The sequence below is a fragment of the Stenotrophomonas sp. SORGH_AS_0321 genome, from assembly GCF_031453215.1.
In the GTDB taxonomy this organism is placed as follows: domain Bacteria; phylum Pseudomonadota; class Gammaproteobacteria; order Xanthomonadales; family Xanthomonadaceae; genus Stenotrophomonas; species Stenotrophomonas chelatiphaga.
The window spans coordinates 569,544-593,309 of the sequence record NZ_JAVIZG010000001.1 but is presented as its reverse complement, the minus strand read 5'-3'; the positions used below and the strand labels follow the sequence as shown (position 1 = coordinate 593,309).

General features: G+C 67.9%; 18 protein-coding genes and 1 pseudogene. 5 read left to right on the top strand and 14 right to left on the bottom strand.

The window, feature by feature from the left end:
- Nucleotides 1–32: 32 nt before the first annotated feature.
- From hemC to mdoH, 5 genes are all read right to left on the bottom strand, one after another.
- Nucleotides 33–944, bottom strand: a complete 912-nt coding sequence (gene hemC, locus QE373_RS02495; protein WP_309689517.1) for a hydroxymethylbilane synthase — start codon at nucleotides 942–944, stop codon at nucleotides 33–35.
- A gap of 484 nt (nucleotides 945–1,428) precedes the next feature.
- Nucleotides 1,429–2,199, bottom strand: coding sequence for a LytTR family DNA-binding domain-containing protein (locus tag QE373_RS02490; RefSeq protein ID WP_309683270.1), 771 nt, complete (start codon nucleotides 2,197–2,199; stop codon nucleotides 1,429–1,431).
- Nucleotides 2,168–3,211 carry a histidine kinase gene (locus QE373_RS02485; protein ID WP_309683267.1) on the bottom strand — a complete coding sequence of 348 codons (1,044 nt, stop codon included), beginning with the start codon at nucleotides 3,209–3,211 and terminating at the stop codon, nucleotides 2,168–2,170. Before QE373_RS02485 ends, QE373_RS02490 begins: the two co-directional genes overlap by 32 nt.
- Before the next feature lie 3 nt (nucleotides 3,212–3,214).
- On the bottom strand, nucleotides 3,215–3,874 hold the full coding sequence (locus QE373_RS02480; RefSeq protein ID WP_309683264.1) for an alpha/beta hydrolase: 660 nt from the start codon (nucleotides 3,872–3,874) through the stop codon (nucleotides 3,215–3,217).
- Nucleotides 3,875–3,913: 39 nt separating this feature from the next.
- On the bottom strand, nucleotides 3,914–5,824 hold the full coding sequence (gene mdoH / locus QE373_RS02475; RefSeq protein WP_309683261.1) for a glucans biosynthesis glucosyltransferase MdoH: 1,911 nt from the start codon (nucleotides 5,822–5,824) through the stop codon (nucleotides 3,914–3,916).
- A gap of 445 nt (nucleotides 5,825–6,269) precedes the next feature.
- Between mdoH and QE373_RS02470 the strand changes: the two genes are divergently transcribed.
- Nucleotides 6,270–8,294: a TonB-dependent receptor gene (locus tag QE373_RS02470; protein WP_309683258.1), complete on the top strand. Its 2,025-nt coding sequence runs from the start codon at nucleotides 6,270–6,272 to the stop codon at nucleotides 8,292–8,294.
- Between the two features lie 74 nt (nucleotides 8,295–8,368).
- On the opposite strand, the gene QE373_RS02465 is transcribed toward QE373_RS02470, so the two are convergent.
- From QE373_RS02465 to lexA, 5 genes and pseudogenes are all read right to left on the bottom strand, one after another.
- Nucleotides 8,369–8,542 (bottom strand): hypothetical protein, encoded by a 174-nt coding sequence (locus QE373_RS02465; protein ID WP_170184000.1) that lies wholly within the window; start codon nucleotides 8,540–8,542, stop codon nucleotides 8,369–8,371.
- A gap of 213 nt (nucleotides 8,543–8,755) precedes the next feature.
- Nucleotides 8,756–11,972 (bottom strand): annotated as a pseudogene (locus QE373_RS02460) (error-prone DNA polymerase).
- Nucleotides 11,969–13,387, bottom strand: a complete 1,419-nt coding sequence (locus QE373_RS02455; RefSeq protein WP_309683255.1) for a DNA polymerase Y family protein — start codon at nucleotides 13,385–13,387, stop codon at nucleotides 11,969–11,971. The pseudogene QE373_RS02460 and the gene QE373_RS02455 overlap by 4 nt, the downstream one beginning before the upstream one ends.
- Before the next feature lie 9 nt (nucleotides 13,388–13,396).
- Nucleotides 13,397–14,023, bottom strand: a complete 627-nt coding sequence (gene imuA, locus QE373_RS02450; protein WP_057507500.1) for a translesion DNA synthesis-associated protein ImuA — start codon at nucleotides 14,021–14,023, stop codon at nucleotides 13,397–13,399.
- A 1-nt stretch (nucleotide 14,024) separates the two neighbouring features.
- A complete protein-coding gene (gene lexA / locus QE373_RS02445; RefSeq protein WP_309683250.1) occupies nucleotides 14,025–14,630 on the bottom strand; it encodes a transcriptional repressor LexA in 606 nt (201 codons plus the stop codon).
- 216 nt (nucleotides 14,631–14,846) lie between these two features.
- Between lexA and QE373_RS02440 the strand changes: the two genes are divergently transcribed.
- Together QE373_RS02440 and QE373_RS02435 are read left to right on the top strand one after the other, a co-directional pair.
- Nucleotides 14,847–16,343 carry a catalase gene (locus QE373_RS02440; protein ID WP_309689514.1) on the top strand — a complete coding sequence of 499 codons (1,497 nt, stop codon included), beginning with the start codon at nucleotides 14,847–14,849 and terminating at the stop codon, nucleotides 16,341–16,343.
- A 23-nt stretch (nucleotides 16,344–16,366) separates the two neighbouring features.
- Nucleotides 16,367–16,909, top strand: coding sequence for an ankyrin repeat domain-containing protein (locus QE373_RS02435; RefSeq protein ID WP_309683247.1), 543 nt, complete (start codon nucleotides 16,367–16,369; stop codon nucleotides 16,907–16,909).
- 61 nt (nucleotides 16,910–16,970) lie between these two features.
- Here the strand turns inward: QE373_RS02435 and QE373_RS02430 are convergent, their stop codons facing one another.
- On the bottom strand, nucleotides 16,971–18,176 hold the full coding sequence (locus QE373_RS02430) for an MFS transporter (RefSeq protein WP_309683243.1): 1,206 nt from the start codon (nucleotides 18,174–18,176) through the stop codon (nucleotides 16,971–16,973).
- 95 nt (nucleotides 18,177–18,271) lie between these two features.
- Here QE373_RS02430 and QE373_RS02425 point away from each other — a divergent pair, with 95 nt between their 5' ends.
- Nucleotides 18,272–19,216 (top strand): LysR family transcriptional regulator, encoded by a 945-nt coding sequence (locus tag QE373_RS02425; protein ID WP_309683240.1) that lies wholly within the window; start codon nucleotides 18,272–18,274, stop codon nucleotides 19,214–19,216.
- Between the two features lies 1 nt (nucleotide 19,217).
- Here the strand turns inward: QE373_RS02425 and QE373_RS02420 are convergent, their stop codons facing one another.
- The 3 genes from QE373_RS02420 to QE373_RS02410 form a co-directional block, all read right to left on the bottom strand.
- The gene (locus QE373_RS02420) at nucleotides 19,218–19,979 is read right to left on the bottom strand and encodes an SDR family NAD(P)-dependent oxidoreductase (RefSeq protein WP_309683237.1); all 762 of its coding nucleotides are present in this window, start codon (nucleotides 19,977–19,979) and stop codon (nucleotides 19,218–19,220) included.
- Between the two features lie 197 nt (nucleotides 19,980–20,176).
- Nucleotides 20,177–21,067, bottom strand: coding sequence for a hypothetical protein (locus tag QE373_RS02415; RefSeq protein WP_309683234.1), 891 nt, complete (start codon nucleotides 21,065–21,067; stop codon nucleotides 20,177–20,179).
- Between the two features lie 2 nt (nucleotides 21,068–21,069).
- On the bottom strand, nucleotides 21,070–21,984 hold the full coding sequence (locus QE373_RS02410; protein WP_309683231.1) for a hypothetical protein: 915 nt from the start codon (nucleotides 21,982–21,984) through the stop codon (nucleotides 21,070–21,072).
- Nucleotides 21,985–22,117: 133 nt separating this feature from the next.
- Here QE373_RS02410 and treA point away from each other — a divergent pair, with 133 nt between their 5' ends.
- The gene (gene treA, locus QE373_RS02405; protein ID WP_309683228.1) at nucleotides 22,118–23,734 is read left to right on the top strand and encodes an alpha,alpha-trehalase TreA; all 1,617 of its coding nucleotides are present in this window, start codon (nucleotides 22,118–22,120) and stop codon (nucleotides 23,732–23,734) included.
- Nucleotides 23,735–23,766: the final 32 nt, after the last annotated feature.

Here is a 23,766-nt window from a genome sequence, read left to right as displayed (position 1 = left end):
CCGGCCCCGGCCGGCACGCTCCCGGGCGCCCTTCAGACCGCCAGCAGGGCGCCCGCGCCCCCATCGAGCAGCAACTGCGCCACGGTCCTGCCCAGCGCCTCGGGATCACTGCCGGGGCCCACGGCTTCGGCGCGCACCGCACTGCCATCGGCCACGCCGCCCACCAGCCCCTGCAGGTGCAGGTCCTCGCCCTGCCACAGCGCGATCGCCGCCACCGGCACATGGCAGCTGCCATGCAACGTGCGATTCATGGCACGCTCGGCCTCCACGCAGCTGCGCGTGCGCGCGTCGTCCAGCGCGGCGAACAAGCGCAGCAGCTCCGCGTTGCCGCCATCGCATTCCACCGCCACCGCCCCCTGCGCCGGTGCCGGCAGCCAGTCCGGCGGCTGCAGGCGTGCGACGATGCGCTGCCCCAGTCCCAGCCGCTCCAGTCCCGCCACGGCCAGCACGATGGCGTCGTAGCCACCGTTGTCCAGCTTGGCCAGGCGGGTATTGACGTTGCCACGCAGGTCCAGCAGTTCCAGGTCCGGGCGCAGCGCGCGCAACTGGGCCTGGCGGCGCAGTGACGAGGTGCCCACGCGTGCACCCAGCGGCAGCGCGTCCAGCGAGGCGTACAGATTGGAAACGAAGCCGTCGGCGGGATCGTGGCGCGGCAGGATCGCCGGCAGCACGAACGGCGCGTCCAGTTCCATCGGCACGTCCTTCAGCGAATGCACGGCGCAGTCCGCCTCGCCGCGCAGCATCGCCAGCTCCAGTTCCTTCAGGAACAGGCCCTTGCCGCCGATGGCAGCCAGCGAGCGGTCCAGCACTTCGTCGCCGCGGGTGCTCATCGGTATCAGTTCGACATGCAGGCCGGGGTGGGCGTGGCGAAGTCGATCAGCGACGTATTCGCTCTGCCAGAGGGCGAGCGGGCTCTTGCGGGTGGCGATGCGCAGGGTATCCATGCGGTCATTATCGCGCATCGGGATAGGGGGCGAACGGGTGGAACCCCCTCGTGGCGGGCTGCCGTTTCAAGCTGCAGCTGGGGGTGGGTCGGGCGCGGAGGCCATGCGGGGCACGCGCAAGTACATCCATGTAGCTCTTCGCGGCTCCTGCCGCTCAAGGCCCCGCATACCCTCCCCGCCCGACCCATGACAGGTTCCGGGAGCCGCCCGCCACGTAATGAAACAAAGGCCAGGGGTCAGAGTCTTTTCGCTACGCGAAAGGACTCTGACCCCATCACGGTCGCGCGTCTGGTGGAGGGAGCCCCTGAGTCAGGGGCGGCCGCGGAGCGGCGGGGTGTGGGTGCTGGTGAGGAGGGGCCCATGGTTTGCGAAGCAAAGCGTGGGAGCGGCAGCGCGAATGCGATGGCGTGTCCCCGTGTCCTGCACAGCCAACCCGCCCCGCCAACACACGGCGCTGCAGCCTTTGACGTTGACGTTGATGTTCTTACAGGTGGCGCAGATCCTGCCGCAGGGTCGCCACGCAGCGGCGACTCACCTCCAACGGCTGCTTGCCATGCCGCAATACCGCCTGCACCTGTCCGGCCGTGCCGCGGCGCAGTTCGATCAGCTCGTGCCGCGCCACCAGGCAATTGCGGTGGATGCGCACGAAGCGGGAGGCAAACTCTTCTTCCAGCGACTTCAGCGATTCCTCGATCAGGTCTTCGCCGCGCGCATGATGCACCACCACGTACTTTTCTTCGGCCTGCAGGTAGTGGATGTCTTCCACCGGAATCAACCGCAGGCCACCGCGCAGGCGCGCGCATAAAACGGTGCGCGCACGGCCATCGCCGTTGCCCTGCGCGTCGCCGCGCCCGGCCAGGAAAACACGCGCCCGCTCGATCGCCGCCGCCAGCCGTTCCGGCCGCACCGGCTTCATCAGGTAATCGATCGCCGCCGCTTCAAAGGCCGACAGCGCATGCGCATCGTAGGCAGTGCAGAACACCACCGCCGGGCGCGGTTCGAAGGTTGCAAGATGCCGCGCCGTCTCCAGGCCATCCAGCCCAGGCATGGCGATATCCAGCAGCACCAGGTCCGGCTGCAGCTCCGCACAGGCGTGCAGCGCCTGCTCGCCATTGGCCGCTTCGGCCACCACGGAGACATCGGGAAGATCGGCCAGCAGCGACTGCAGGCGCTCACGCGCCAGCGGTTCGTCATCTGCGATCACTACCCTCACGGCGCTCCCCTCATCGAACCGGTATGGCGATGCGGCATTCATAGTAGCCCCCGCTCCAGCCTGCCGTCATCCGCGCGGCCGGACCGAAGCGCCAGGCCAGCCGGTGGGCGATGTTGTGCAGGGCGTGCCCGGTACCGCGCGACAGCGACAAGGCCGGCACGCTGGGGTCCGGTGCCGGATTGCGGATCAGTATCTGCAGCACTGCGTCCGCGCAGGCCAGCTCCAGTTCGATCAGGCCACCTTCCGGCAGCCGCGAGATGCCGTGCAGCACCGCGTTTTCGACCAGGGGCTGCAGCACCAGGCGCGGCATCGGCTGCTGCCAGGGCAGCTCGGCCGGTCGCTGCCAGCGCACCTGCAGGCGTTCTCCCAGCCGCAGCGATTCAATGGACAGGTAACGCTCGGCCAGCTCGCATTCTTCGTGCAGCGTGGAATCGCCCTCGCCCGCCCCCAGGGCCGCGCGGAACAGGTCGGACAGGTCGAGCACCGCGCGTTCGGCCACCACGGCATCGCGCCGTACCAGGCTGGCGATGAGGTTCATGCTGTTGAACAGGAAATGCGGGCGGATGCGCGCCTGCAGGGCATCGGCCTCGGCGCGCGCCTGCGCCTGCACCTGCGCTGCCCAGCGATCACTGACGTAGAAATAGCGCAGCGCCACCGCGCTGATCAGGGCGGTGGTAGCCGCGCTGCCCAGGGTGAACCGCCAGAAGCCGATGCCATTGGCGAAATCATCGCCGAGGGCGGCATACAGCGCATGGATGATGCCTGCGCCGATCACCGCGATCACCGCCGCCAGCGCGATGGCGGCCAGCGATCCCGGCAGCGGCGGCAGCGTGGAAAGCAGCCTGCGCAACGCGCACAGCGCCACGGTGACCGCCAGCGCCAGCCACAGCGCGAAACCACTCGCCGACAGCAACCGCCCCAGGCTCCAGTGGCGCCCATCGTCCGGCGCCAGCGCCAGCACCACCACCACCAGCAACGCCAGCCCGCACATCGCGGCTAGCCGCGGCAGGCGGCACAGCTCCGGCATCCAGGGCGTGGCGGCGGGCGTGCTCATGTGTCAGCCTGCCTGCAGGCGGGTCTGCAGCCAGTCAGCGAGTGCACTGATCTCTTCGCCACACACCTGGTGGGCCATCGGATAGGACTGCCACTGGACCTCCACGCCCAGCGTGCGCAGCGTGGCGGCGGTGTGTTCGGCCACCTGCAGGGGAATCACCGGATCCTGGGTGCCGTGCGCCATGAACACCGGCACCTGCACGGCGCCGTCGATGCGCGTAGCGGTTTCGGCTTCCGGCAGGTAGGTCGACAGGGCGATCAGTCCGGCCAACGGTGCGCTGCGCTGCAGTGCGGCGGTCAGGATCACCGCGCCACCCTGCGAGAAGCCCGCCAGGAAGATGCGTTCGGCCGGAATGCCACGATCGATCTCGTGCTGGATCAGCGCATCCAGTTCACCCACCGAGTCCCGCACACCGTCCATGTCCGCACGCGAGCGGAAGTCCATGCCGACGATGTCATACCAGCCACGCATCGGCACGCCGTTGTTGATGGTGATCGGACGCACCGGGGCATGCGGGAACACGAAGCGCAGCGCGGGCCAGCCCGGCCGCACCAGCTCGGGCACGATCGGGGCGAAGTCGTTGCCATCCGCGCCCAGCCCATGCAGCCAGATGACTGCCCATTGCGGCGATGCGCCGGTTTCCTGTTCCACCGTCTGCAGCATGTTGCGGCTCCTTCATATCGAAGCCGCATTATGCGCGACTCAGTACAGCGGCGGCTTTGCCAGCGCTTCGCGGCGCAGCTGCGCGGCACGCACCAGCACCTGCGGCGGGTCGCGTTCTTCGGGAATGTCCATCAGCTTCAAGCGGCGCAGCCAGCTGCCCGGGCCGCGCGAGGAGGTCAGCGCCACCACCGGGATGGACAGCATCATGCCGATCACCACCGGGGCCATCCAGGCCGCCAGCGCCGGCGATACCGCCCACGCCAGCACGCCCATGAAGGCGCCAAACAGGCTCAGGCCACCGTAGGCCTTGACCAGCGCGAACCAGTCCACGCCGCCATCGTCGCGCTGCTGCGCGTCCCAGCCCGAATCCCGGCCGGCCAGCACTTCGGCCACGCCACGCGACTGGACATACATCACCACCGGCGCCATCAGCGCGGCCAGCACGGTTTCCAGCAGCATGGCGATGAACATGCGCACCGCCCCGCCGCAGCCACGCCGGCAGGCCGGCTCCAGCAGGGTGGCCAGGTAGCCGAGCACCTTCGGCATCAACAGCACGCCCATGGTGATCGCGAACAGCCGCACCACGTGGATTTCATCCTGGGTCCGCCAGTACACGCTGGGCGAAAGGTGCAGGATGCCGTTGAGGTCGATGCCTTCCTGGAACAGCGGAATGGCGATGCCGATCAGCATCAGCATCGCCCACATCGGGGCGGTGAAGTAGTGGCCGATGCCGATCAGCATGTGCACCCGGCTGATCCAGTGCAGGCCGCGGCTGCCGACGATCTTGCCGTGCTGCAGGTTGCCCTGGCACCAGCGGCGGTCGCGCACCATCATGTCGGTCAGCGTCGGCGGGCCTTCTTCGTAGCTGCCTTTCAGGTAGGGCACCATGTGCGCGGCCCAGCCACCGCGACGCATCAGCGCCGCTTCGACGAAGTCGTGGCTGAGCACGTGGCCACCGAACGGTTCATGCCCGGGCAGCGCGGGCAGGCCGGCATTCTCGGCAAAGGCCACGGTGCGGATGATCGCGTTGTGGCCCCAGTAATTGCTCTCCGCGCCGTGCCACCAGGCCACGCCGCGGGCGATCACCGGGCCGTATACGCGGCCGCCGAACTGCTGCATGCGCGAGAACAGCGTACGGCCACCGACCACCACCGGCAGGGTCTGGATGATGCCCACGTCCGGGTTGTGTTCCATGCCGGCGGCGAGCCGGACGATGGTGTCGCCGGTCATCAGGCTGTCGGCATCCAGGATCAGCATCTGCGGATAGTCGCCCCCGAAACGGCGCACCCAGTCGGCGATGTTGCCGGCCTTGCGCCCGCCGTTGTCGGCGCGGCGGCGATAGAACAGGTGGTCGTGCGCATCCAGCGTTTGGCGCAGCTCGGCAAATACCTGCTCTTCGGCCTGCGATATGTCTTCGCGGCGCGTATCGCTGAGCACGTAGAAATCAAAGTTGGCCAGTTGACCGGTGGCCGCCACCGATTCGTAGATCGCCTGCAGGCCGGCCAGCAGCCGCCGCGGGTCTTCGTTGTAGGTGGGCATCAGCAACGCGGTACGCGTGTGCAGCTGTGGCAGCGGCTCGTCCGGGTCGATGCCGAGCCGGTAGCCGCGGTCGAACACGGCGGTCAGGAAGCCGGCCACGGCACTGGCGAAGGCCAGCGCAATCCAGCCGAACAGGCCGACGAACAGCACCAGCAGGCAGGCCTCCAGCACGCTGACCCCGTTCGGCGACAGCACCCGCCACATCATGACGGTGGCCGCGGCGGTCATCAGCGCGGTGCCACCGAACAGGTAGGCACGGCGCAGCCCGATCAGGCGCGGCGAGGTGCGGTGGCGGCGGATCTTCAGCTCGCCCTGGTGCAGTTCCTGTTCGGGCATGGGCAGCGGCGAGCCGCCATCGGGCAGCATCGCCACGCCTGCATCAAGCCGGACGCGGGAGGGGGTCTCAGTCATCCAGGTTACCTCGCGTCAACGCGCAGGCCTGCCGTGCTGCCTGCGCAACACGATCCATCCCACGCTTCCCCGTTCCGCACATCGCGCTTCAGGGCCCGCAACCGATCTCTCTCATTACAGGAGCCCACGAATCGCTCACCCGGTAGATTCAAAAAATTGCGCCTCAGTCTAGGGCGCTGCGTGTAAGCCGAGCGCGAAGGGTGCAGCCGGCGTTTTCCCCCATTCAGGATAAACCGCGCCACGCCTTGGCGCACCTGCCATGTAGATAAACGATAATACGAACTGTTATCATTTGACACAGAGGCAGGTTTCGGCAGTCCCGTTCACCCACCCGCAGACGCGCCGGCGCCCGCCGTGCGCCCGTCGCCCAAGGATGGGATGCGAACCGGCTGCTCCGGCACTGCACGACTTCCGTCCTGGGCATCACTCCCCTACGGAAGCCCGCATGTCCCACACCCCCCACCCCGCCCGCACCGCGCTGTCCAGCGCGCTGGTCCTCGCCTGCCTGCTGCCGTTGCCCGCGCTGGCCGATGCCACCGGCGATCCTGCCACCCGTGACCTGGACACCGTGGTGGTCACCGCCTCGGGCAACCAGCAGTGGATCAAGGACGCGCCGGCCAGCATCAGCGTGATCAGCCGCGAGGACATCGAACGCCAGCCCGTGCACGACCTGGCCAGCCTGCTGAGCCGCGTGCCCGGCGTCACCGGTGGCCTCAGCGCCAGTGGCGAACACTCCAAGATCAAGCTGCGCGGCATGCCGTCCAACTACACGCTGGTGCTGGTGGACGGGAAGCGCATGGGCAGTTCGGCCTCCACCAATTACCGCCCCGACCTGGGCCGGCAGGACCTCAACTGGATCGCACCGGACCAGATCGAGCGCATCGAAGTGGTGCGCGGGCCGATGTCATCGCTGTACGGTTCCGATGCCATGGGCGGGGTCATCAACATCATCACCAAGCGCATCGGCGATACCTGGGGCGGAAGCGCCACCCACAGCTACACGCGCCCGGGCGACGACAAGCGCGGTGATACGCAGCAGATCGGCGCCACCTTCTCCGGGCCGCTGGGCGAGCGCGTCGGCCTGCGCATCGGCGCCAACAGCATGCGCCGCGACTCCGACCGCTCCAATGGCGGCGTGTACGGCAACGCGTACGCAGGCGAGAAGGATCGCACTGTCGACGCCCTGCTGAGCTGGGCGCTGAGCGATGCGCAGAAACTCTCCGTCGAAGCCGGCCATGGCGTGCAGCAGTCTTTCGCCAGCCAGGCACTGGAAGCCGAAGGCGATGGTGCGTGGGGCGCCAGCGAACTGAAGCGCAGCAGCCTGGCCCTGAACCATGACGGCCAGTGGGATTTCGGCAGCTCCCGGCTGAGCGCGTACTGGACCGAGTACCGCAACGATATCGGCCCAACCGGCCGCTCCGAAGCGACCGACCGCATCGTGGAGGGCAGCATCAGCTCACCCTTCACCCTGGGCGTGGAGCACCAGTTCACCGTCGGCGGGCAGTGGAAGCGCCAGCAGCTGACCAACACCGACACCATCGGTCAGGCGCCGGTGGACTACGACGGCAACGCGGTAGCCGGCTCCACCCTGCAGGTGGATACGTGGGCGCTGTTCCTGGAAGACGAACTGAAGCTGCACCGGACGCTGGCGCTGACCCTCGGCGCGCGGCTGGACCACCACGAACAGTTCGGCAGCCACGTCAGTCCGCGTGCCTACCTGGTGTGGCACCCGGCCGAACAGTGGACGTTGCGCGGCGGTATCTCCAAGGGCTTCCGCGCGCCCAGCCTGACCGAGAATTCGCCGACGGCGGCGACCCAGTCCGGCGGCCGCGGCTGCACCTCGCTGTATCCGCTGGGCTATATCAGCGGTGGCTGCTACATGGCCGGCAATCCGGAGCTGGATCCGGAAACCAGCACCAACCGCGAGATCGGTTTTTCGTTTGAAAACGACCTGCTGGCTGTCGGCCTGACCTACTTCCATACCGACTTCAAGAACAAGATCGAGTACGAAGCGCTGGGCTACTACAACAACTACTGGTGGACGCGGATGAGCAACGTCGACCGTGCACGCACCAGCGGCATGGAAGGCACGCTCAACCTGCGCTTCGGTGACCACTGGCGCTGGCGCACGTCGGCCACCTGGATGAAGGAAGCCAGGAACCTGACCACCGGGGAGAACCTGATCGACACGCCGGAATACTCGGCGTATTCGGCCGTGGACTGGACGCCGGATGCGATCTTCTCCAGCACGTTGTCGGCGCAGTACACCGGCAAGCAGAGCGGCATCGCCAGCAGCTTCATCAAGGCCTACACGCTGTACGACCTGACCGCTGCCTGGAACGTCAACGATGTACTGACCCTGCGCGGCGGCATCAGCAACCTGCTGGACAAGAAGCTGTACGCCCAAGGCGCCACGGATTATTTCGTCGCAGGTCGCAGCGTGTTCTTCAGCGTCACCGCGCGGTTCTGATCGCAGGCCGTGGTGGGTGGCGACGCTCGGGTGGGTGACGACCGTTGGTCGTCACCGCCTCCCTCACCTGCCGATCAACGCGACACCACCGCCTGGCGTTCGGCGATGTCGGCGTCGGCCGCGCGCCGCGCGCGCTCCATCGCCACCGCGATCTGCTGGCGGGCAAGCAGGTGCTGGGCCTGCTGGACTTCCGGGGTCGGCAGAAGCACCGGACCGGGCGTGGTTTCCACTGAAGCGGACTTGCTCATGCATCCTCCAAGGACAATCCGGCGGACCTGGGCTGCGGGGCGCAGGACCGGCGGATTGCGCACCCTACCTTAAAACCGTGACCTTTGCGTGTAGGCGGTAACAAGGGGGCAGTGACGGCCGCTGGCTGTCAATCGCCTTGCTGACGGCCAGCGGCCGTCACTACCGGACCAGCGGCGTCACTACCGGGGCAGCGGGCGCCACGACCGGCCGTGCTACCGGAAATCGCGCGATGGCGCGTTCAGGCCAGCCAGCAGGTGGCTGTAGTCATGCAGGTCGCCGGCGATCAGGTGGCGTACCCCGTCCACGCATTCCCAGCGCCCGCGCACCCCCAGCAAGCGCGAGCCCAGCAGCGCCTTGCGGCGGCGCAGCGCCAGGTGCGACCAGACCACCACGTTGACCATGCCGTGCTCGTCTTCCAGGGTGACGAACACGGTGCCGTTGGCCGTGCCGGGCTTCTGCCGCTGGGTCACCAGGCCGATGGTGTGCACCCCGCGCCCATGCGCGCTGGCCCGCAGCTGGTGCGAATCCAGCGCGCGCTCCTGGCGTAGCCGCGGCCGCAGCAGGGCCAGCGGATGCGCGCCCAGGGTCAAGCCGCTGGCACGGTAGTCGGACAGCATTTCCTCGGCCACGTCGGGCGCCGGCAGCACGATGTCCGGCTCGTCCGGACTGCCGTCCAGCAGCGGCATCGCGCGTTCGATGCCGGCCACCGCCCAGCGTGCGGCATTGCGGTTGCCGGCCAGGGCGGCCAGCGCCCCGCCATCGGCCAGCACCTGGCGGGCCTTGCCATCCAGCCGCGCGCGGCGGCACAGGTCGGCCACGTCGGCGAACGGTCGTTGCGCGCGTGCCGTCATCACCGCCCGTGCGGCCGCTTCGCTGCAGCCGGCCAACTGCCGCAGCCCCAGCCGGATGGCCGGCTGGGTGCGTGCATCGCCGCCATCCAGGGTGTTGTCCCAATCACTGATGCACACATCCACCGGCAGCACGGCCACGCCACCGCGCTGCGCACTGCCACGACGCGCGTCCTGCACGATCTGGCTGGCCGAATAGAAGCCCATCGGCTGCGCATTGAGCAGCGCGCAGGCGAATGCGGCCGGCTCATGCCGTTTCAGGAAACAGCTGATGTACACCAGCTTGGCGAACGAGGCGGCATGGCTCTGCGGGAAACCGTAGGCCCCAAAGCCCTTGATCTGCTCGAAGATCTGGTCGATGAATTCCGAGCTGTAATTTTTTTCTTCCATCAGCCCGCGGATGCGCTCGCGATGCGGGTTCATGTCGCCACCGCTGCGCCAGGCGGCCATCGAACGACGCAGCTGGTCGGCCTCGTGCGGCTCGTAGCCGGCATGGATCACCAGTTCCATCACCTGCTCCTGGAACAACGGAATGCCCAGGGTCATGCCCAGGATGTCCTGGATCCCATCGGAGGGGTACGTCACCGCTTCGTGGCCCTGCCGGCGGCGCAGGAACGGATGCACCATGCCGCCCTGGATCGGCCCGGGCCGCACGATCGCCACCTGGATCACCAGGTCATAGAAGCACGTGGGTTTCAGTCGCGGCAGCATGCTCATCTGCGCACGCGATTCAATCTGGAACACCCCGACGGTGTCGGCCGCCTGGATCATCGCGAAAGTCGGCGGATCATCCACCGGCAGGCGTGCCAGGTCGATGCGGTGGCCACGGTGTCTTTCCACCAGTTCCACCGCCTTGCGGATGCAGGTCAGCATGCCCAGCGCCAGGCAGTCCACCTTGAGCATCTTCATGGTTTCAAGGTCGTCCTTGTCCCACTGGATGATGGTGCGGTCGGCCATCGCCGCGTTCTCCACCGGCACCACCGTGCTCAGCGGCGCATCGCTGATGACGAAGCCACCGACGTGCTGGGACAGGTGCCGCGGGTGGTCGCGCAGCTGTTCGGTCACCGCCATCACCTGCTGCAGCAGGGGATTGTCCGCATCGAAACCGGCCTCTGCCAGCCGCTGCTGCATCGGAGTTTCGCCGTTGCCCCAGCCGAAGCATTCGGCCAGCAGCGCCACCTGGTCCGGCGGCAGCCCGAACGCCTTTGCCACGTCGCGCACTGCACTTTTCCCACGGTAACGGATCACCGTGGCGGCCAGCGCCGCGCGTTCGCGCCCGTATTTTCCATACACGTACTGCAGCACTTCCTCGCGCCGCTCGTGTTCGAAATCCACGTCGATATCCGGCGGTTCGTCGCGCTCCCTGGACAGGAAGCGCGCCATCAACAGCCGGCTTTCGGCCGGGTTGACCACGGTGATGCCCAATGCGAAGCACACCGCCGAGTTCGCTGAGGACCCGCGTCCCTGGCACAGGATGTCGCGCGAGCGGGCGAAGCGCACGATGTCCTCCACGGTAAGGAAGAAGGCTTCGTACTTCATGTCGGTGATCAACAGCAGCTCGCTGTCGATCTGGGCGGCCACCGCCTCCGGCACGCCTTCCGGCCAGCGCTCGCGCATGCCGCGCAGGGTCAGCTCGCGCAGCCAGCTGCTGGGGGTATGGCCGTCGGGCACCAGCTCGGCGGGGTACTGGTAGCGCACATCGTCCAGGCGGAAATGGCAGCGCCGTGCCAGCGCGACCGCGTTGTGCAGCAGCGCATGCGGATGGATGTTGCCCAGCGCACGACGGGTGCGCAGATGGTGCTCGCCATTGCGGAACAGGAACGCACCACATTCGGACAATGGCAGCACGTGGCGGATGGCGGTCATGGTGTCCTGCAGGACGCGTCGGCGGCGTACATCCATGTGGACGTCGCCGCAGGCCAGCGGCATCGATGCCCAACTGCACGGCCAACTCCAGCAGCTGCGACAGCCGCGCGGCGTCATCGCGTTCGCGGTGCAGGTGCACGGCCAGCCAGGTGCGCTGCACGAACACCTGCTGCAGCCAGCGCGCCTGAGCGGTATCGGGCTGCGCACCTGGCACCCACAGCGCGAACAGGCCCAGCGCCTCGCCCGCCACCCCGCCCAGCACCCGCTCCACATCCTGCCGGGCAAGCCGGTAACTGCCCTTGCCTGCCGCACGCCGCCCGGCGGTGATCAGTTCGCACAGGCGCACGTAGCCGCGCTGGTTTTCCACCAGCAGCACCAGTTTCAACCCGCACTCCAGCACGAACTCGCTGCCGACGATCAGCGGCACGCCGGTGGCGCGCGATGCTTCCAGCCCGCGCACGATGCCGGCCAGCGAGCACTCATCGGTGATCGCCAGGGCCTCGTAGCCGCACTGATGCGCACGGGTGAACAGTTCCTCGGCGCTGGCCGCACCGCGCAGGAACGAAAAATCGGACAGGCAGTGCAGCTCGGCATACGCCGGCAGCGCATCTTCGTGCGGGATATCGTCGTTGGCCGCCGCCAGCCGTTCGCGGGTTTCCCACGCACGCGGCATGCGCTTGCACGGGGCATCGTCACGTTCTTCGATGCGGCTCATGCGAACCAGCCGTGCAGCATCCAGTCGCCCTGCTGGCCCGGCAGGGCGAAGGCCCAGGCCTGCTGGCCCTGCGACGTTTCCAGCACGTAATAGTCGCGACGCGCTTCCTGGCCATCCCACCAGCCGCTTTCCAGCCGCTCCGGACCGGAGACGATGCGCGCGCGCGGATCGCGCAACGGCACCGGCGTGGGCAGCAGCCAACACGGACGCGGTGGCCGCAGCGGGGCTTGCGCAATGGCCGTGCCATCGCCTTCCACGCGCTGCCAGGCACGTTCCGGGCGCGGGTCACCGGCCGGCCCCACGCGATAGACCGAACCATCACCGAGCCGCGCACGCAGGCGTTCGCGCAGCTGCGGCCACGGCAGCTGCTGCTGGTTGCGGGTATCGAACAGATCGCGGCTGGCCGGCACGAAGGCCGGCAGTTCGCGCGCCAGCAGGCGCACGGCAACCACCGGCCGGTCGATGCTGGCACGCTCCAACCGGTTGCGGGTGAGTTCGAACAGCAACGTGGCATCGCGTTCGGCGGCCAGCAGGCCGACCTCCACGTCGGTATGGCCTTCTTCATGTTCCAGCCGCAGCACGAAGCGCTGCACGCCGCCATCGCGGATCGACAGGCAGGTACACAGATCGCCGATCAGGCGGCGCAACGGGAACAGCAGGGCCATGTGGTTTTCCACCTCATAGCCCAGTTCCACCCGCGAATCGAAATGGTCCGGCGGCGCATACCAGGCCAGCGGCTCATCGGCCTGCCCGTACAGCCGGTCCAGGTGTTCCAGCAGCGGCAATCCGAAGCGCCGGCGCAGGCCATCGCGCGGCAGCGCACGCAGCGCCTGCAGGCTGCCGATGCCCATCTGCTTCAGGCGCGTACCGCCCTCATCGGGCAGCCGCGCACGGCGCACCGGAACGCGGTCCAGCAGGGCCTGCATCGCCGCGATGTCCTGCACGTCCAGGCCATCGCGGATGCCGGCCAGCACCATCGCCGCACGCGGCGTCGGCGCCAGCGCGATGCGGTGCTGGAACCCCAGTGCCTGCAGCTCCTCGCGCAGGCGCGCCTGCAGCACCGGCCACGGCCCCAGCAGCTGGAAGCTGGCGCGCACTTCCAGCACGATGCAGCCCGGCCACTGCGCGCTCACCAGCGAACTGTGCCGATACGCCCAAGCCGCCAGGAAGCGCTGCCAGCGCGCATCGGACTGCGCATCGTGTTCCACCATCTGGAAGTCCGGCAGCAGCGCCAGCGCAGCCGTCAGCCGCATGCCGGCCTGCAGGCCCGCCTGCGCGGCAGCGGCATTCACCGCATGCAGGGTGCGCAGCTGCGCCGCCCCACCGACCAGCGCCAGCGGCGTATCCGGATCAGGGTGGCGGCGAAGGACAGCGTCCAGCGCCAGCTGCGGCAGCAGTACACAGGCCCAGAGCATCGGCGTGCCTCACCCGGCCCTCAAGGCAAACAGCTGCGATGGCGCAGGGCCGCCGCGGCACTTGCGTACCTGCCACTGGGTGGACCGGCCGTGGCCGACCGCTTCCAGCCGCAGCGCGGCCGGCGAGGGATTGGCCGCATGCTTGCGGTCACGCAGCGCGAAGCCCAGGCACTGGCCGGTATCGGCGGCCACCTGCAGCCGGCGCAGGGCCTGGGCATCGGCCTGCTTCGGCCAGCCCAGCACCGCCGCGCACGCACCACTGCGCAGGCACTGTTCGAACGCCCACAGCGCATCACGCGGGGCTGCGTCGATCAGCTGCAGATGCTGCAGCGAAACGCCGGCGGCCTGCCACGCGGGCGCATACGGCAGGTAGGGCGGGGCGATCACCGCCACCGCCGCGCCGGCCTGGCTGAGCCGCGCCAGCGTGGGCAGCAGCAACTGCAGTTCGCCCACGCCATCGGCGGGCAGCAGCAGTTCGGTCAGCGCGCGACGCGGCCAGCCACGCTGCGGCAGCAATCCATCCAGTGCCGGATGCCCGGTGGACTGGCCTTCCACGCCCTCCTTCGCACTGCCCCGCCCCGCATGCCAGAGGGTCTGGGCGGACAGCAGCTGCTGCAGTTCGGGCGCGGTGTTCATCTCAGCCCTGCCGTACCAGGCCGCAGTAAACGCCTTCCACGGCGAAGTCCTGCCCGGCTTCGACCACGATCGGGGCATGCGCCGGATTGCGCGGCAGCAGGCGCACGCCATCGGCGTTCTGCTGCAGGCGCTTGATGGTGAGTTCGCCATCGATGCGCGCCACCACGGTCTGCCCATCGCGGGCGCTGGGGGTGCGGTGCACGCCGACCAGGTCACCATCAAGGATGCCGTCGTCGATCATCGAATCGCCCTGCACTTTCAGCAGGTAATCCGGGCGCGGGGAGAACATCCGGCGGTCCAGCCACAGCTGCTGGTCCAGGCCGATATCCGCGCCGATCGGCTGGCCGGCCGCCACCCGGCCCAGCACCGCCAGCGGCAGCAGCTCAGCCGGCCCACCGGGCAGGGCCAGCCCGCGTTTGCGGCCCGGCGCCTGGTCCAGCAGACCGGCCTCGACCAGCGCCTGCACGTGCTTCTGCGCGGCATTGCGCGAGGCAAAGCCGAAGGCGGCGGCGATATCGGCCAGGCTGGGCGACTGGCCGGCAACCAGCGCCTGTCGCAGCCAGGCCAGCACGGCCGCACGTTGGGGAGGGAGTTCGATGGGATCCATGGTGTACATTTGTACACCCTCGCTTTCAGAAAAGCGACATTTCTACGATTCAGGCCGACGGGCGCTGTCGCTATCAACCTGCTTTGCTGACGCGTGACGCACCATGCATACAACCTATTGATTAAATTATAAAAAAGTATTGTTCAATCGAATGCTTTCACCGGGATCATCCTGCTTCATCTCCAGGAGTTCCTTCCCATGCGCCATGCCTGCCTGCTGGTAGCCGCCCTGCTCATCCCCGCCACCTCCGTGCTGGCCCAGACAACGCTGACGCGTGACAACGGCGCGCCGGTGGGCGACAACCAGAACTCACAGACGGCAGGGGCCAACGGCCCGGCGCTGCTGCAGGACGTGCAGCTGATCCAGAAACTGCAGCGCTTCGACCGCGAGCGCATCCCCGAACGCGTCGTGCATGCCCGCGGTACCGGCGTGCGCGGGCAGTTCACTGCCAGCGCCGACCTTTCCGCGCTGACCCGTGCACTGCTGTTCACCCCGGGCGAAACCACCCCGGTGTTCGTCCGCTTCTCCTCCGTGGTGCACGGCAATCATTCGCCGGAAACCCTGCGTGATCCACGTGGCTTCGCCACCAAGTTCTATACCCGCGAAGGCAACTGGGACCTGGTAGGCAACAACTTCCCGACCTTCTTCATCCGCGATGCGATCAAGTTCCCGGACATGGTGCATGCGTTCAAGCCCGATCCGCGCACCAACCTGGATGACGATGCACGTCGCTTCGATTTCTTCTCGCACGTGCCCGAAGCCACCCGCACGCTGACCCAGCTGTATTCCAACGAAGGAACACCGGCCGGCTACCGCTTCATGGACGGCAATGGGGTGCATGCCTACAAGCTGGTCAATGCCGCCGGTGACGTGCACTACGTCAAGTTCAACTGGAAAAGCCTGCAGGGCACACGCAACCTGGACCCCACCCAGGTCGAAGCGGTGCAGGGCAGGAACTACAGCCACATGACCGAGGACCTGGTGCAGGCGATCAAGCGCGGCGACCATCCGCGCTGGGACCTGTACATCCAGGTGCTGGCACCAGAGCAGCTGGCCTCCTTTGATTTCGATCCCCTGGATGCCACCAAGATCTGGCCGGACGTACCTGAGCAGAAGATCGGCCAGATGGTGCTGAACCAGAACGTCGACAACTTCTTCCAGGAAACCGAACAGGTGGCGATGGCCCCGTCCAACCTGGTGCCCGGGATCGAACCGTCCGAAGACCGCCTGCTGCAGGGGCGTGTGTTCTCGTATGCCGATACGCAGATGTATCGCATCGGGGCCAATGCCCTGCAGCTGCCGGTAAACCGCCCACGCGTGGCCATCAGCAACGGCAATCAGGATGGCGCCCTGGATGCCGGCCACAGCAGCAGCGGCGTCAACTACGAACCCAGTCGCCTGCAGCCGCGTCCGCAGCGTACGCATGCGCGCTACAGCAGGCTGCCGCTGTCGGGCACCACCCAGCAGGAGCGCATCGCACGCGAGCAGAACTTCAGGCAGGCCGGTGAGCTGTACCGCTCCTACAGCCGGCGCGAACAGCTGGACCTGGTGCACAGCTTCGGCCAGTCGCTGGCCGGTGCGGACAGTGACAGCAAGCACATCATGCTGTCGTTCCTGTACAAGGCCGATGCGGACTACGGCACACGGGTCGCACGCGTGGCCGGCGGTGACCTGGCCCGGGTGAAGCAGCTCGCCAGCCAGTTGCAGGACTGACATCCGACCGCAGGGAAACCGGAATGCATATCTCCTTCACCGGGCTGCTGGCCGTGCTGCTGGCCATCCCTGCATGGGCCGCCCCGCCGGCGGCCCTGCCATCGGCAGCCGATGCCCAGGCACAGTTGCGCATGTACTACTTCGATGCCGCTCGCAGCGGCCAGCAGGCGATGCTGGCCGAGTTCATCAATGCCGGCTACGACCTGCAGACCCGCGATGAAAAGGGCTACACTGCGCTTATCCTGGCGGCCTATCACGGGCACGCAGGCGCAGTGGACCAGCTGCTGGCGGCAGGTGCCGATGCCTGCGCGCAGGACAAGCGCGGCAACACCGCGTTGATGGGCGCGATCTTCAAGGGGGAACTGCGCATAGCCCGGCGATTGATGGCCGCCGGCTGCGCGCCCGACCAACGCAACAAGGCCGGCCAGACCGCGGCCATGTATGCCGCCCTGTTCCAGCGCCGCGAAATCCTGCAACAGCTCGCCGCCAAGGGCGCCGATCTGGAATTGCAGGATGCATCCGGCAACAGCGCCGGGCAGCTGCAACGCGGCCAGTTCGCGCGCTGACGCCGGTTGGAACGGGGTCAGGTTCCTTTTGCCAGGGGCAAAAGGAACCTGACCCCTTCGGTTACCCCTTGGTTTTCCAGCGCCTCACCCACAGCGCTGCTGCGCTGGTGGCACAGGCCATCAGCACCACCGCATGCCAGCCGCCCTGGGCCAGCGCCATCGCGCCCAGGCCACCGCCGGCGGCCATGCCCATGAACACGCCGGTGAACAGCAGGGCATTCAGGCGGCTGCGCGCTTCCGGCTGCAGGCCGTAGACCAGCGTCTGGTGCGAAACCAGCGCCGCCTGGAAGCCGAAGTCGAAGATCACCGCACTGACCGCCAGCAACACCAGCTGCAGCGACGCCGGCAGCAGGCCATCCAGCAGCAGGCTGGCAAAGCCCAGCAGGGCGATGCCAATGGCCAGCCGCGCCACCCGCTGGGTGCCGATGCGGTCGGAAAAACGCCCCGCCAGCGGCGCGGCCAGTGCACCGGCCGCGCCGGCGATGCCGAACGCCCCGGCGCCGGCACTGCCGATGCCGAAGCGGGCATGCAGCATCAACGCCAGTGTCGACCAGAACGCACTGAAGCCCATCGCCAGCAGCGCCTGCGCCAGCACCGCGCGGCGCAGCGGCGGCAGCTGCATCCACAACGCGCCCATTGAACGCAGCAGCGCGCCATAGCCCAGCGTGGTGGTGGGCGCGAAGCGCGGCAGCGTGGCACGCAGCAGCACGCCCATCAGCAGCACCGACACCGCGGCGGCGATGAACATCGCGCGCCAGCCGAACTGTTCGGCCACCACGCCACTGACCACGCGTGACAGCAGGATGCCCAGCAGCAGGCCGGTCATCACCTTGCCGACCAGCGCGCCGCGGTGTTCGGGCGGTGCCAGCGTGGCCGCGGCCGGCACCACGTCCTGTGCCACGGTGGCCATCAGGCCCACCAGCAGGCTGGCCAGCAGCACCCCCGGCAGGTGCCCGGCCAGCCCGGCCGCCAGCAGCGCCACGCCCAGCAGCAGCGACTTGACCAGGATGATGCGCCGGCGTTCGAAGCGGTCACCGAGCGGGGCCAGCAAGGCGATCCCCGCCGCGTAGCCGAGCTGGGTCAGGGTCGGGACCAGGCCGATGGCGGAATCGCTGGCGCCCAGCGACGCCCCCATCGCCCCCAGCATCGGCTGCGCGTAGTACAGCGAGGCCACGCTGAAGCCGGCACCGGCCGCCATGACCGGGACCAGCAGGCCGGGCAAGGCCGGAGGGGGGAGCGGAAGGGTTGCATCATGCGCGGCAGACATGGGAGGGAACTCATCGGGGGAATGCCGCGCAGTGTCCTCCTGCCGCGATGGCAGGTGTAGTAGGCTCGGTCGCATCAGCCCCATACGCCACACGCATGACCACATCCTCCGCGCCCGTCAACGCCGACCGTATCGACCTGCTGCGGACCTTCGTGCGCATCGTCGATGCCGGCAGCCTGTCGGCCGCCGCCGCGCAGCTGGGCACCACCCAGCCGACCATCAGCCGCCGCTTGCAGGCGCTGGAAAAACACTTCGGCCTGCGCCTGCTGCAGCGCTCCACCCATGGCATGCAGCTGACCCACGATGGCGAACGCTGCCTGCAGCACGCGCGCGACCTGCTGGACAGCTGGGAAGGCATCGAGCAGGACCTGCGCGGCGCGGCCCAGCAGCCCAGCGGACGACTACGCGTGCTGGTGCCGCACGCCTTCGGCCAGGGCCAGCTGATGGCCCCGATGCTGGCCTTCCTGCGCCGTTACCCGCAGATCAGCCTGGAATGGCGCCTGCACGATGGCCTGTCCGACCTGGTGGCCGAAGGCATCGACTGCGCCATCCGCGTGGGCCCGCTGGAACAGCAGGACGTGGTGGCCGTGCACGTGGCCGACGTGCCGCGCATCGTGGTCTGCGCCGCGGCGGCGGCACCGGATCCACTGCCCACCACGCCGGCCGCGCTGGCGCTGCTGCCGTGGGTGTCACTGACCAGTTTCTATCGTGAAAGCGTCCAGCTGCAGCGCTGCCAGGGCGCCAGCATCGGCAAGACCCAGGAGCGCATCGCGATCCAGCCGCGCCTGCTCACCGACAACCTGTTCGTGCTGCACCAGGCCGTGCGTGACGGCCTGGGCGTGGGCATCGGATCGGCCTGGATGATGACCGACGACCTGCGCAGCGGCCGGCTGGTGCAGTTGCTGCCCGGCTGGGAAGCCGCGCCACTGCCGGTGCACCTGGTGTTCCCGGCCGGGCGCCATCGGCCCGCACGCCTGCAGCTGTTCCTGGATGCGATCCGCGAAAGCATTCCGGGCATTGAAGGGATGCGGGTGCGCTGACTTACTCGAACAGCGGCTGGCCGTTGGAGGCGCTGACCCCGCCATCTACCGGCAGGTTGACCCCGGTGATGAAACCGGCGTGGTCGCTGGCCAGCAGCAGCACCGCATTGGCGATGTCTTCCGGCTCGCCCAGGCGGCCCATCGGGATGCGGTTGAGGAAGTTGGTGACCAGCGCCTTGTCCTTTTCCTTTTCCGCCGTCATCGACGTGCGGGTGAAGGTCGGGCAGACCGCGTTGACGCGCACGCCATGGCGGCCGTTATCGATCGCCAGGGCACGGGTCAGGTTCGCCACCGCGCCCTTCACCGCGTTGTAGGCCGGCATGTTGCGATCAGCAGCGAGCCCGGAGACCGAGGCCGTGTTGACGATGCAGCCTTTGCGCTTGCGCAGTTCCGGCAGCGCCGCGCGGCAGCCCAGGAACACACCGGTCAGGTTGACCGCGACGATGCGGTTCCAGTCCTCCAGCGAGGTGTCCTCTGCCGGGCCCTCCACCAGGATGCCGGCATTGTTGAAGATGACATCCAGTCCACCGAAGCGCTTCACGGCGGCATCGACCAATGCCTGCACCTGCGCTTCATCACTGACATCCACGTCATGCACCAACGTGCGTTCTGCGGCGAGTTCACCGGCCAGCGCAGCGACGTCAGGATGATCGCGATCTGCGAGCACCACGTTCGCGCCCGCGTTGGAAAATGCCCGCGCGGTGGCGGCGCCGATACCCGAGCCTGCGCCAGTGACGATCACGGTCTTGGCATTGAAGTTCATGGGTGTCCTCCTGCGTTGAAAGAGGCTTCCCACCCTGACAGCCCCGCAGTGACCTGACGGTGAGACGGATTTCACCCCGGCAGGACACTACGAACTGAGCCACAGGCACATCGTGTCGGCGGAATGAGCCCGGACTGCGACGTGGGCGTCGATTCGCGGTAGCGCCGAGCCACGCCCGGCGGACTCACCCACGCAGCTCAGCGCGCGCGATCTACTTCATCAAGCACCGTGCGCAGCCACTGCATGCGTGCCTGCACGTCTTTCGTCACGCCTTGGGCGTCAGCCGTCCGCCACAACATTGAATCCACACCTATTGCACAATCGCCACTGTTAAGACATACGTTGTCTGCATAGTCCGACCCGACGCTGCAGTCCATCCCGCGCTCGCAGGCCAGCAGGGACAACGCCGTATGGTCATGCGGACTGGAACCGATACCTGCCTGTATTGTTGCTCGCGGCACCAGCACATAGAGATGCGCCATCTCGTAAAGCGCGCGTGGATCTTCGGACATAAGCGCATCCTCGACCAGCTCCGCGGCATCGTCGGGCAGCGCGGCCTCGCGCTCTGCACCCCAGGCCCTGCTGCGCTGGCGCAGGCGTGCCAACAGATCACCCTGCTCCGCCGCATCCTGCAGCAGTTTCCGGTACTCAAGGACCTGCGCTTTGCGGTCACCCGGAAGGTTCTCGCACAGCGCACCACGTCGCGCGGCCGCAGCGCGCAGCAACGGCACGTGTTTCGTCCTCATATGCCCAGCCAGAAAATCGACCTGCGACCACAGTCCCGCTCCGTGCGAGGTGCCAAAGCCGCAGTTCAGGATCAACTCGGCGAGATCGCGCATCGCCACTGGATCGCCGGCCGCCGCATCGCGACGCAGTGCAAAGACGCGCTCTGCGCCGGACTTGGCAGGCGCTGCCTGGATCTCGCGTGGCGCTGCGGGACGTGGCCTGTCGTTACGCTGCACAGCAGCTTCGGCAGCCGGCACCGCAGGGACTACGGACGTTGCCGCAGGCCTGGGCCACAGCAGGACGGCGATGACCGCAAGCAGCACGGCGGTCAAGCCGATCAGCAACCGGTAGCGCGGTGCCATGCTCAGCGCGCGCGATCCACTTCATCGAGCATCGTGCGCATCCATTGCATGCGGGCTTGTATCTCCTCCGTCCTGCCTTCGGCAGCAGCGGCGTTCAACACCACCGTGTCGATGCCCTCGGTGCACATTGCACTGCTGATACACAGATCATCCCCGAACTCCGAGCTCGCGCTGCAGTCCAGCCCGCGCTCACAGGCGACCAGAACCAACGCCGTATGATCGCTCTTGCTGGTACCGATGCCGGCCTTGGCCAGCAGTTCCGGTGACGTGTTATGCAGGCTCGCCACCTCGAACAGCGCACGCGGATCGCTGGACATCAAGGCTTCGTCGATCAGCGCATCGGCATCATCCGGCAACTCCGCCCGGGCCTGCGCGGTGAACGCACGGGTCCGCTGACGCAGCCGTGCCAACAGGTCGCCCTTGCCTGCGGCATCCTGCAACAGCTGCCGCTGCTGCTGTACCTGCTCGTCAAAGGTGCCCGGGATGGTTTCGCACTGCGCCTGCCGCCGAGCAGCCGCGGCGCGCAACAGATGCACCTGGTCCGGCTTCATCTGCGCCGCCATCTCGTCCACATGTTTCTCGAACAGCGGGCCATGCAGCTTGCCGAATCCGCAGCGCTGCATCACATCGGCGAGATCGCGCATCGCCGCCGGGATGCCGGCGGCCGCGTCCCGGCGCAGCGCCAGCATGCGTGCCTGCGCGGATTGACCCGCTGCAGGTGAGGTGGTGGAGGGAGCGGCGACGTCAGCGGCGGCCGTTGCTCGTTCGCGCGGCGGCACCGCGTCGACACTGGAGGCTGGAGCTGCCTCAGGCATTGCCGGACGCTTCGGCCACAGCAGCGCGGCGCCGACCGCGAGTACCACGACAATGACGCCGAGCAGAAGGCGACGGGCGTTCCTGGGTGTTGTGCGGTCCATGGCCAACCTGCTTCCTTGAGAAGTTCCCTGTGACGGACTCTACAGGCAAAGCGAATCACGACCAACGGCCGTCACCTGCCCGACGCGCGGCGCTGTACTAGAGTTGAGTCCACGCTCATCCCGAGGCTCTCCCATGCGCGCACGCAACTGCCTGGCCACTCTGCTGCTGGTCCCGATGGTATGGAGTACGGCGCTACACGCCGCGGACCCCGCGCCACCTGACCAGCGCCTGCAGCCGCTGTTCCAGCAGGTACAGGGCGCGCACCTGTTCCCGGACCAGAAGACCTTTGCCGACGCGGTGCCGCGCCGCACACCCGAGGCGATCGTGCAGGCCTGGCAGCGCGAGCACACGCAGGCAGGGTTCTCGCTGCAGTCCTTCGTCAACGACAATTTCGATGTCCCCGGCGACGCAGCCCCGTATGTGCCGCCCGCAGGCGAAACCCTGCGCGCGCACATCGAAGGCCTGTGGCCGGTGCTGACCCGCCAGACCGGCACGGTCGATCCGAACGGTTCCCTGCTGCCGCTGCCAAAGCCCTACGTGGTGCCCGGCGGACGCTTCCGCGAAGTGTATTACTGGGACAGCTACTTCACCCTGCTGGGCCTGGCGTCCAGCGGGCAATGGCAACGGGTGCGCGACATGGTGGACAACTTCGCCTACCAGATCGACAGCCACGGCCACATTCCCAACGGCAACCGCAGCTATTACCTCAGCCGCTCGCAACCGCCGTTCTTCAGCCTGATGGTGGACCTGCTGGCCAAACATGAAGGCGATGAGGCGTATCAACGCTACCTGCCCCAGCTGCGCGCCGAACATGCGTTCTGGATGGACGGCGTCGACGGGCTGCCACCGGGACAGGCGCATGCGCGCGTGGTGCGGCTGGCCGATGGCAGCGTGCTGAACCGCTATTACGATGCCCGCGCGGTGCCCCGCACGGAATCCTGGACCGATGACCTGGCCACGGCCGCGCAGTCCCCGCAACGCGCACCATCGCAGGTCTACCGCGACCTGCGTGCGGGCGCCGAATCCGGCTGGGATTTCAGTTCGCGTTGGCTGGATGATCCGGCCGCGCTGTCCAGCATCCGTACGACCGACATCCTGCCGGTGGATCTGAACAGCCTGCTGTTCCACCTGGAGCGCACGCTGGCCCATGCCAGCGGAGTGACCAAGGACACGCGGGCACGCCGGGAGTTCAACCGACAGGCGCAGGCGCGACAGCGCGCGATCAACACCCTGCTGTGGGACCCGTCGCAGGGCTGGTACGTAGATCGTGACCTGCAGACCGGGCATACCCGTCCCGCGCTCACCGCGGCTGCGCTGTTCCCGCTGTGGCTGGACATCGCCGGCAAGCCGCAGGCACGGCGCACGGCCGATGCGGTTGAAGCGCAGCTGGTGAAGCAGGGCGGCCTGCTGACCACTACGCTCACCACCGGCCAGCAATGGGATGCGCCCAACGGCTGGGCGCCCCTGCAATGGGTCGCCGTGGATGGCCTGCAGCGCTATGGACAGGATCGGCTGGCACGGCAGCTGGGCACGCGCTTCCTGCGTACCGTGCAATCGGTGTATGACCGCGAGCAGAAGCTGGTGGAGAAGTACGTGGTGGATGGATCCGCCGGCGGTGGCGGCGGTGGCGAGTACCCGCTGCAGGATGGCTTCGGTTGGAGCAACGGGGTGACCCTGGCGCTGCTGGACCGACTGTGTGCGCCGAAGAAGAAATGCGAGAGCGCGGCGGATGTGGAGGACGCGGACTGATCAGTGTGCCGCCCGCATCGCCAGGCGCGTCC